The sequence below is a fragment of the Serratia sp. Z4 genome (assembly GCF_009900725.1).
Taxonomy (GTDB): Bacteria; Pseudomonadota; Gammaproteobacteria; order Enterobacterales; family Enterobacteriaceae; genus Serratia; species Serratia nematodiphila.
Genome location: NZ_JAAABD010000020.1, coordinates 1 through 8,715 on the forward strand (window position 1 = coordinate 1; position 8,715 = coordinate 8,715).

Genomic DNA, 8,715 nt, shown 5'->3' on the forward strand with positions numbered 1-8,715 from the left:
TGTAGTAACTGACCTGAGAAGTATTGAGCGTCACGCCATTTCCTGTTGGATCATGAACATGACATTCAGATTACAAAACCGGCCAGAATAATCAGCACCAGGCGGACTGAGTTATTGTCGTCTCATAGCTATCAGTGACACAGTTCACCTCGTAAATTCAGAATGGCCCTATCAGAAAATTCCTCCACCTTTATCTACCAACCGGTCCTCGGGCAAACGGAGAATCAGGGACTCTCCCGATCGCGCTACGTAAAATGTGCAGTACTATGGCCCTGATAAAAATTTATTTTTTACGTAGCGCAATCAGCTGAAGATTCACCCATTTTCGGCGGAGGAGGGCGGGTACTGGCAGAAAACTCAGCCCCTATTGTGCCTGAGAACGCCAAGGTGATCGTTCGTAATAAATCTGCTGCCGCGGATCTGCAAATCGGTAAAACTGGAGTATAACGGATAAATACCGAGTGGTGGGGATCCAAATACTGGCGGCGGCTGACGCCCGTCAAACCGCCGCCAGGGGTTAAAAACACCTTATGCAGTGTTAAAAACCGCACCCAATATACCATATATGGGTTATCCACAGAAACGGGGGATAAGTCTGTGGAGGATCGGGTTTCCTCGCGTTATCCCTAATGGAATGAGAAACCGGAAGCAAACTCAAAATAAAGTAAAAAACAACACTTGTAAACTAAATTTTTGTAGACGAATTATTTACTTAATACTACACTTAATAAACTATATTTCACTATCGGGAGATTTTTATTCATGTCCAGCCAAGCTCTTGTCGAACTCGCGTTAAAAACGCTCACCTGCAGTCAGAAGGCACTGGCAGAACATCTTGGTGTCTCGCCGGCACAAGTCAGTAAATGGAAAAAGGGAGAATACATGTCCGATGACATGGAGAAAAAAATGCGGGAGCTTTCTGGGATTAATACGCTGGATCCTGATTTAGTACTATTAGTTGGCTCTGCGAAGCAAGTTATGAAATGGGAAAATCTCATTCAATATATTGCTGAAACCTCTTTGGAGAATGCGGAAACAGGGTATGAAACCGAACCATTAACCGATCCTGACGGCTTGCTATGCGCCGAAACATTACGAGCTCTAAATGAAATGGGGGTGGAAATTCCGCAAGAGTTGCCATCTGAGTTGGATGTTGACTTTGGCGATCCAAATGAAGATGTAGAGTGGGATAAAATTGAGGGAAACCCATTTTTTTCACTTATTTCTAAAATATACCGCGCACTCAATGATGTTTATGGATTTTACTATGCTTATATTTATGATCTAGTCTATGATAACGACGATGAATTGTTTGATGTTGGCTCGGAGATTGAGTCATGTTTGATGCTGTTGGCAGCCAGTAAGGTTGATGTCAATAATGCATTTGCCACAAACTTTACTATGTTTAAGTACCGAGTTACCTCTGATTATGGGCGATGGCTCTCTCAGCTCAAGGAGATCGCTTTTCGCAAAGGGTATCCCCTGAAAGCCGAACTACTGAACCTTGTTTATAGCTCTCATGACGCTTTGGGACATGAAGCTGAAGCAGAGAGCTTGGGATTTAACAAATCGCGCTTGCACCCGGATGTTTATATGAATGAATTACTGGTAGGAATGAGAACAATTCATCAGGTTTTACCTACCATAATGAAAAAGCTGGGTATGGAAGGTGAGTTTGAGTTGGATATTACGGATCTACATATAAAATAATATTTTTTCAAAAATTGCCCTGATGGGAAAGCCAGAATGAAGGCTTTCCCATGCAGTCATCTACTAATATCATCGACAGTACCAAAGTAAGGTGGAAAATAACCCTGTTATCAATCCACTGAGTAGCAGTCCAGGTAGATGTATACCTAGCAATCAGGCATTTATCATGTCGGTATTTTTACAAAGCAATCAGCAAAGAAGTTAATAATTACCCCAGATGATTAGGATATAAATATTAGGTTGGCTGACTTAACGTATCTAAACCTGAGTATATTCTGTCTGTATTAACTCTTCGTAAATTCCCCATAAGAATAATTGCTGTCTGCGCCCTATGATCTCCTCAAATTTTTCCTTTAAACAATTACACACCCCGCAATCACCCCAGTGACGATGATCGCCCTCGCAGTTTCCGTCCGTAAAAATCACTTACCTGATAATAAGCAGGAAGATAGAAACGCCGTTAAATTACCGAACGCCGGTATCCGGGTGATCCGACTTTCTGGCGTATAACAACTTTCCGGAAGTGTACCACGGCGTAAAAATAATCACATCGCGGTTGTCGGCCGAAAACCGCCGTTAACGATCAGCTCGGCCAAACACAACATATAGAAGAAAACACAGCTGATCAGGTGGCACATATTGTGTTTGCCGGGTCGGAGGGGGAGAGTGACGATCGGCTGATCCGGGACTGGTTTTTTCGGATCTCAGGAGGAATGCAGAAGGATTTGTGCTTATAATGCAATACTAATGATTGATTTTAAACACAATCGCATTATTGCTTATTTGGTATTAAAAACATTTGCATTATATTCAATAAAAGAGCGAGGCTCTTATTTCCCATGTAAATTATAAGGCCTTGTAGAAAGCGAGACGGTAGTGAACTTGCGGAACTAAGAATAAACTGTCTCGACCCTTTCAGGGCACTGGAGTGTGCAGATGTACGTCAGAGCACTGCGCCTTTTGCAATAAATAATTAAAGGACTGAACATGGCAACCACAGTAATAGCTGCCTTTAACGAATTTATAAAAGATACCGTGAATCTCAAAAAGGCAGATACCGATGACGCGCGTGCAAGTCGCGACTGGCTTATCGGTAAGATGAATGATTTTGAGAAGGACGATAAATTTCCGGTGAGTTATCCAGCGATCCATATTGCCTTTGGATCCTTTGCCAGAAGAACCAAAATCCGTCCTCTGGACGATATCGATCTGATGTTCGGCTTATCCGCGCAGAGTGCCACCTATAACGTTCTGAGTGACCGGATCACTCTGACCTCTTCCGGCGAGGGGGCGCGCCTGCACGGGTATCGGCATTCCGGAGCTGACACTATCTGCTCCGTCAGAATTCTGAATGCCTTTAAAAACCGCCTGCAGGACATTGCCCAGTACGCCCAGGCTGATATCAGGCGTAACCAGGAAGCCGTCACGCTGAAACTGGTCAGCAAGGACTGGAATTTTGACATCGTACCCTGCTTTATTACCAGCGAAGATGCCTTTGGACGGACTTACTATCTGATCCCCGACGGCAAAGGCCACTGGAAGTTTACCGACCCCCGCAAAGACAGGGACAGAGTCACAACTGTCAATGTGCAGAATGACGGCAATGTGCTGAATGTCATCAGAGCAGTCAAGTACTGGCAGCGGCGACCGACGATGCCCTCCATGAGTTCCTACCTGCTGGAGACGCTGATTCTGGACTATTACGCCGGCAGGGCAGCCTGCTCATCGTTTGTCGATATGGAGCTGGAAGCGCTTTTCCGCCATCTCGGTCTGTACGTACAGTTCTCCGTCAACGATCCCAAAGGCATACAGGGAGATATCAACTCTCTTTCAGCCGAGGCGCGTAAGGCGATTTCGGACAGATGTTATCTCGATGCGCAGAAGGTATCGGAGGCGAGATGGTTTGAGGAGAACAAAGAGTATGAAAAATCCATCAATAAATGGCGCGATGTGTTCGGGCCGTTCTTTCCTGTTTACGGGTGAACCATGAATGCCATTTACACGAACCAGTCGACCAGAGAAAACCTGGATTTACTGTATGCGCAGGCCCGTGTTTACGACAGGGTAAAAAACTGGAACAGGCTGAATTTTATCTTCAGCATCATCGTGCCGCTCCTGCTTTCGCTCGTTACCGTATACAACCGGAGCCGGGGCTTTGTCGATTCAGAGCTGCTGTCTTCACTGCTGGGGTTGTATGGACTCCTGGTGCTTACTTTTAACATTATCATCAGCGGACACATCGCGGCACTGCGCAGGAAGGCAGCCTCAATCCAGGAAATGTACGACTGCCGGGTACTGGGCATTCGGCGCAATGACCTGAAGGTGGAGGAGATCCCACGGGATGACATCATCCGGGCAGCTGCCTATTTCAGGGACAGTCCGGAAAAAGCACGAAAGCGATTTGGCGAAGAGGGGTGGTACGTCAGTAAGGTGTATGACGCGCCGCTGGCCGTAATGGCGCTCCTGTGCCACGGAAAAAACCTCGGCTGGGACAAATCGCTCAGGGAGGTGCTGCACGTGTTTTATCTTTCAGCTTTTATTGTCTCGCCTGTCGCGATGCTTGTTTACGGCATCGCCATGAAATCCAGGCTGAATGAGATCCTCTTCTATGTGGTGTTCACACTGCCGGTCATCCGCTATTTCTTGCTTCAGTTTCTGGATAATCGCAGCAGTATGAAAAGAAGCGAGAAGCTGAAAAAGTACGTTGAGAAGGAATTATCCGGCATCAGGGTGTCCGGAAGGGCAGAAGAAGAGCAACTGGGTTATACGCTCCGGAATATCCAGGATGAGATGTTCGCCTACCGGGCCTCATGTCCGCCCGTTCCCAACGGTATTCAGCTGATAATGAAGCCCAAAAATGAGCGAATTTATGTTGATTACTTTGAAACGAATCTGAAGGAGCTGCACCTTCAGGAGTAATCCCTCCTTAGCTCCGGTGTAGGATTTACGTATGCCGGAGCACATCACGATAAACCATTCAGGTTGCTTGGCTGCCAGCGTAAACACATAGTCACCTTCACCTCAGATAGTTAGCATCCGGCTTTATCGGTTTTCGGATCTGTGCAAAGGAAATGAAGAAAAGAGAACGAAATAGACAAAAACAAACTGTATACGTACGGATTAAAGCCGTACATTACCGTAATAAGGCATACAATCACACAGTATAAACCCGTACTCCAAGCCCAGCAAGAGAGCTTCCCATGGACATGAAAGATCAACGCATAGAACTCCGACTGCCTCAGCAGCAGCTCGAGGAGCTGGATAATTTCATTAGCAACATTGACGGTCAGTATAAGCCGTCCCGTTCAGATGTATTGCGTACGTTTATTGCACAAGGTATTCGCGGGAAATTTACCCTGGCCAGTCAGGAAGTAGCCCGCCCTTCAAGCTTGAAGGGCTGGAACAGTTGGTCAAAAGTCGCCGTTTCGACATGCGTTGAACCTTGACGATTCGGACAGGGGGTTGTTATCAGGGGAGCGCAATGTTTGCCGCTCACTGAGTGAGCCAGACAGGTGATGGCTGAAACGAGAAAAGCCACCGCGAGGGTGGCTTTTCCGGTACTAACTTAAACGCACGGGTCCGAAGAAGTCCGCGCCTTGATAGACATAATTTACCTGTATCTGACGAGAGCGTCAACCTTATAGCTGTATAAGCGTCGCGGAGGGCGACATGCAACTGGAAGACTACATTTCACCTGAGCGCCTGAATATTTATTCGGACGTGCTCAAGCTGAAGCCTGAAGAAGCGATCGGCGGCTATAACTGGAACAAAGTGCTGTCGGCCGCCATGCATCCATTGATGCACTGTCTTGAAATCACGCTGCGAAACGCCATTGATTATGCTGTCCGGCACAATCCACCGCCGGGGGCGGCAGGGTTATGGCGAACTGATGCCTATTGGATCTACGATCTACCCCGCTATATCGGAGACAAAACCTATATTCGTCAGGGCAAACGATTTAAAACTGACAAACAGGGAAATCCCCGGACCTTTCCGGACGGCAGCCCGATGTATCACTTCACCGCATGGGAGGAGACCTGTGTACGTAAGGTGTCAAAGCGTATCAGTGATGCCGGGAAGGCTCTGACCCCGGAACGCGTGATCTCCGGACTGGATTTCGGGTTCTGGACAAATCTGTTAACGGACGAGTATGAAGAATCAAGAAACCATTCTCTGTTATGGCCTCACCTGATACCCGACGTCTTTCCTTCACGACCTGCAGGCACAAAACGCCATCATCTTGAACACAAATTCAGTCGGATCCGCGATTTGCGTAACCGTCTTGCTCATCATGAGGCGGTGTGGAAGTTTCAGGAACTTGATGCACAGGGAGCACCCGATTACAGTCGTCCTGTATACGGGCTGAACGCATCGCTACATCTTCTCCGTCGGGCTTGGGAAGATATGCTTGAAGCGCTTTACTGGATAAGCCCGGCAAGGCACGCGGCCTTCATGGCTGAAGGGCATCACGTCCGGTTTGAAATGCTGGCCACCATTGACGGGCTGAGGTGTTACACCGGACGCGAGGCCATTGCATCTAACCTGAACGTCCGACCCAGTCGCGCAGCCCGGAAGCTTATCAGGTCGCTGCAGCAGGGTAAAACGCTGAGGATCACTGACCGCAATCGCCTGTTGGCTGTCATCGGGCCTGACTGGAGTCGTCTCGAAAAATAGTCCGGAGTTGTCGCGATCTGGTAAGAAACCACTTCCGGCGTTCAGGCATTCGGCTCGTTATCGGGTCAGCCGACTTTGCCAGAAGTCGGATCTGCGACGCAAAAACGCCGACCGCCGCCCGGAGCTTCGCTAGCAGACCAGCCAAAGGGTTAGCAATGGGTAATTATTGCTATCCCAATAAAAGGAAGCTAGCTGCATTAGGTAAAGCATTGTCATTTCCATTTCTGCTTTATAGGATGTTGCTATCATCACAATACACTCCTATGACAGCAGGACACCGCCATGCTAAGCCAGATGAACCTCCGCTTTCCGAAATCCCTGATCGCCGCCCTGAAAAACCGGGCCGCCGCCGAAGCGGTGCCGGTCAACACCCTGGCCGAACGTCTGCTGCAGCAAACGCTGGCCACCTCGGTCGCCGGCGACGAATACCGCGCGCTCTGCGCGGCGCCGTACACCACCCTGGGCCAGCTGTACCGCAAGGTCGTGCGCGCGGAAACCGTCGACGGCCAGGCGCTGAGCCGCGCCGAACTGCGTTGGCTGTTCAGCCAGGCGCAGATCGCTTACCGTGATGGCCGCGGGCCGGTCAACCGGGCGCCGCTGTCCGCGCTGCTGCTGATCACAGATGCGCTGCTGGAGACGGCGGTGGGCGGCGGGCTCGATGTCGATCCCCACTATTACCGGCGCACCTTCGGCCTGCGCGGCGAGGACTGGCTGCAGGCGCTGCGTGACCGCTTTACGGCCACACACACCCCGCCGGCCGGTAGCGCCGAGTTCTTCGCACGACCGCTGGCTAGCGGCGTGCTGAACCTCGGTGATTTCAGCGACGAGGCGCTGGCCCGCGCCTGCACCCCGGTGCGGCTGCGGGCGATCTTCCCGCTGGCGGTCGCCGCGCAGCGCGCCGACGATCCGGCGCTGGCCGAGTACCTGGCGCTGACCGCGCCCTTCGTAGAGCGCCTACAGCTTACCGCCGTCGCCGGCGAGCTCCGCGCCACGGTGGAGATCGTCGCCAGGCAGGGCGCCTATCCGGGCGCCGACGACGGCCTGCCGCCGTTCCTGTCCCTGCATATCGGCGGCGCTATCTTCCAGTCGACCTTCGGCTGGCCGGTGTTCGCCGAGCTGCGCCGCTTGCTGCGCGCGCGTCAGCACGGCGATCGCACCCGCAGCTATCAGGGGCGGCATGTCTCGCTGCATGTGCCGGAGAGCGGCGACATCGGTCTGGTGCTGCCGAATTTGCGGCTGCGGCTGGCGCCGGACACCTTCACCGCGCTCGAGGCCGAACTGCTGACGCAGTCGGAGCACCCGGCGGCGGCCGCGGCGCTGGCCGAGCTCGCCGCACTATACGGCGATCTGTGATCGCCGCAGTAACGCAATATTGTCAGATTTGCCCTATAGTTAGGGGCGATCGCCGTGGTGCGGTCTTGTAGCAACCGCTCATTTTTAACCAATGGATCAAGACATGAGAAAATCTACGTTTGCCGCTCTGCTGTTACTGGGCCTGACGCCGGCGCTGGCGCTCGGTGCCGCACCGGCCCCCCACGCCATCATCAAAACCGCCCCTGTTTATCCTGAACAGGCCCTGTCGAAAAGCACCAGTGGCGTCGTCAAGGTGAAATACGATATTGAGCGCGACGGCACGGTCAGCCATGTGCGTATTGAGCAGGCGAAGCCTGCCGGAGTCTTTGACGAGGCGGTGCTGACCGCCATGAAAAGCTGGCGCTTTGAACGCGAGCAGCCGGTGAAGGATCGCGAATTTACCTTTAACTTCAACACCAAACCGACCAACTCGGTCTATGGCAACGGGGTTCCGTTTCGCTGATCGCCCGCAAAGCCGGTACGATGGCAAGCGAGAAAGATGAAAGGGACCGGGGCCCAGGGAGGCGAGAATGACCAAAGCATATTATTGGAAAAGTCAGGTGTGGGGCGTGACGTACTTTTTTATCGCGCTCTATTATACCCACATCTTCCAGCCCAGCGTGAATGTCCCGCTCTCTCTGGTCGCCGCCATCCTGAGTCTGTTGCTGTATCCCTTCGCCAAAAAAGCCATTGAAACGGTCGCCCTGCAGTTCACCAGTGAAGCATTCTGGCACCGTGGGTTGTTCGCCGATACCATCGGCAAAGGTGGGGTGCTGATCCTGTATTATGCCTTCTGTTTTGTCATGGCCCTGCCGCTGGGCTCCCTGTATCTGCTTGCCCTGTTCCTCAGAAGTAAAAGACCACCTCCTGAGGAGGTGGCTTTACACGACGCCCCCTAAAAGGGGGCAATTTTCGAGTTAATCCTGCAACAGCTCCATCTGCTGCTCGATCTCTTGGTCCTTCTTATCCTGATGCTTC

Annotated in this window: 8 protein-coding genes; all 8 read left to right on the forward strand. The window is 51.3% G+C overall.

The window, feature by feature from the left end; all coding sequences use genetic code 11:
• Positions 1-762: 762 nt before the first annotated feature.
• On the forward strand, positions 763-1,710 hold the full coding sequence (locus GT753_RS25425; RefSeq protein WP_160126126.1) for an XRE family transcriptional regulator: 948 nt from the start codon (positions 763-765) through the stop codon (positions 1,708-1,710).
• Positions 1,711-2,697: 987 nt separating this feature from the next.
• On the forward strand, positions 2,698-3,693 hold the full coding sequence (locus GT753_RS25430; protein WP_160126127.1) for a nucleotidyltransferase: 996 nt from the start codon (positions 2,698-2,700) through the stop codon (positions 3,691-3,693).
• A gap of 3 nt (positions 3,694-3,696) precedes the next feature.
• Complete coding sequence (locus GT753_RS25435) at positions 3,697-4,629, forward strand: S-4TM family putative pore-forming effector (protein ID WP_160126128.1); 933 nt, start codon at positions 3,697-3,699, stop codon at positions 4,627-4,629.
• A gap of 281 nt (positions 4,630-4,910) precedes the next feature.
• The gene (locus tag GT753_RS25440; RefSeq protein WP_160126129.1) at positions 4,911-5,156 is read left to right on the forward strand and encodes a hypothetical protein; all 246 of its coding nucleotides are present in this window, start codon (positions 4,911-4,913) and stop codon (positions 5,154-5,156) included.
• A 223-nt stretch (positions 5,157-5,379) separates the two neighbouring features.
• Positions 5,380-6,384, forward strand: a complete 1,005-nt coding sequence (locus GT753_RS25445; protein WP_160126130.1) for an Abi family protein — start codon at positions 5,380-5,382, stop codon at positions 6,382-6,384.
• A gap of 282 nt (positions 6,385-6,666) precedes the next feature.
• A complete protein-coding gene (locus GT753_RS25450; RefSeq protein ID WP_160126131.1) occupies positions 6,667-7,737 on the forward strand; it encodes a hypothetical protein in 1,071 nt (356 codons plus the stop codon).
• Positions 7,738-7,840: 103 nt separating this feature from the next.
• Complete coding sequence (locus tag GT753_RS25455) at positions 7,841-8,200, forward strand: TonB family protein (RefSeq protein WP_160126132.1); 360 nt, start codon at positions 7,841-7,843, stop codon at positions 8,198-8,200.
• A gap of 67 nt (positions 8,201-8,267) precedes the next feature.
• Entirely contained in the window at positions 8,268-8,636 is a 369-nt protein-coding gene (locus GT753_RS25460; protein WP_160126133.1) for a colicin E1 family microcin immunity protein, read from the forward strand.
• The last annotated feature ends 79 nt before the right edge of the window (positions 8,637-8,715 follow it).